Raw genomic sequence first — 1,430 nt, 5'->3', positions numbered from 1 at the left:
CGGCTACTTGTTTCATTGACGGCAGGACCGGTGCCTGCGCAGGCTCGGTTCAGGTGCCCGGGTTCGTCGCTCTCATCCGCGGCTGCCCACGATGATCGTGTGGCTCTCTCATGGACTGCGCGGCTCGGGCACCGCCGGGCAGGAGAGGCTCAAGAAGGGATTGCTCTGCTCTAAGTAGCGATGCCCTCCACGCCCAACCATCACCAGGTTCGAGGCAACGGAGGACGTCGTGGACGAGCAGGTCCCGCGGGTCGTCATCGGGATGGATCCACACAAGCGCAGCGTCACGATCGAGGTGATGCTGGCTGACGAGTCGGTCGTGGGTGGTGGTCGGTTCGACACCACGGTCGAGGGCTACCAGGCGATGTTGGCGTCTGTTGCGGCGTGGCCGCAGCGGGTGTGGGCGATCGAGGGCTGCGAGGGCATCGGGCGGCACATCGCCCACCGGCTCCTGGCCGACGGTCAGGACATCGTCGACGTGCCGGCCAAGCTGTCCGCCCGCGCGCGGGTGTTCGCCACCGGCCAGGGCCGCAAGACCGACGCCACGGACGCACACTCGGTCGCCCTGGTCGGCACCCGCATGGCTGGGCTGCGGCCGGTGGTCTCCGACGAGCAGCTCGAGGTGCTGCAGCTGCTGGTGGACCGGCGCCGCTCGATCGGGGACGAGCACACCCGCAAGATCAGCCAGCTCCATCGGATCTTGTTGGAGCTCCTGCCCGGCGGGGCCAAGAGGTACCTGTCCGCGGCCCAGGCCAGGGTCCTGCTGGCTGGGGTCCGACCCCGTGACGCGGTGGGCAAGACCCGCAAGCGGGTCGCGGCCGAGCTGGTGAGCGACCTGGAACGGATCTACGCCCGCAAGAAGGCCGCGGACAAAGAACTTCAGGAACTGGTGGCCGCCACCGGGACCTCACTGCTGGGGCTGCACGGCGTCGGCCCCTCCGGAGCTGCCCGGCTGCTGGTCGAGGTCGGCGACCTGTCCCGATTCCCTGACCGCAACCACTTCGCGTCGTGGACCGGCACCGCGCCGATCGACGCCTCCTCCGGCGACCACGTGCGCCATCGGCTCTCACGCGGCGGGAACCGGCAGATCAACCGGATGCTGCACATCATGGCCACCGTTCAGCTGCGCACCCCCACCGAGGGCCGCGCCTACTTCGACCGCAAGAAGGCCGACGGCAAGACCTCGATGGAAGCGATGCGCTGCCTCAAACGTCGCCTGTCCGACATCGTCTACCGGACTATGCTCGGCGACTTCGTCGCAGCCACGGCGACGGGCCCGGGAGGGCACCCGGGGCAACGACTCTGACTCCAGCGCGGCCGGCTCACAACCCCACGCCGACTCTTCGGACAAGCCACTTCCCGGACCCGCCTGCGCTCAGCCTACGACCGCCCTGCCAGCGGCGTCTTGACACAGAAGGGAGCCATGAGCG

The 1,430-nt window shown here is 69.0% G+C and carries 1 protein-coding gene; it reads left to right on the top strand.

The window, feature by feature from the left end:
* Positions 1–229 precede the first annotated feature (229 nt).
* Positions 230–1,306: an IS110 family transposase gene (locus ASD06_RS04700; RefSeq protein WP_200941886.1), complete on the top strand. Its 1,077-nt coding sequence runs from the start codon at positions 230–232 to the stop codon at positions 1,304–1,306.
* Positions 1,307–1,430: the final 124 nt, after the last annotated feature.

The sequence above is a fragment of the Angustibacter sp. Root456 genome (assembly GCF_001426435.1).
Lineage (GTDB): Bacteria > Actinomycetota > Actinomycetes > Actinomycetales > Angustibacteraceae > Angustibacter.
This window is presented reverse-complemented; position numbering and strand designations above follow the sequence as displayed.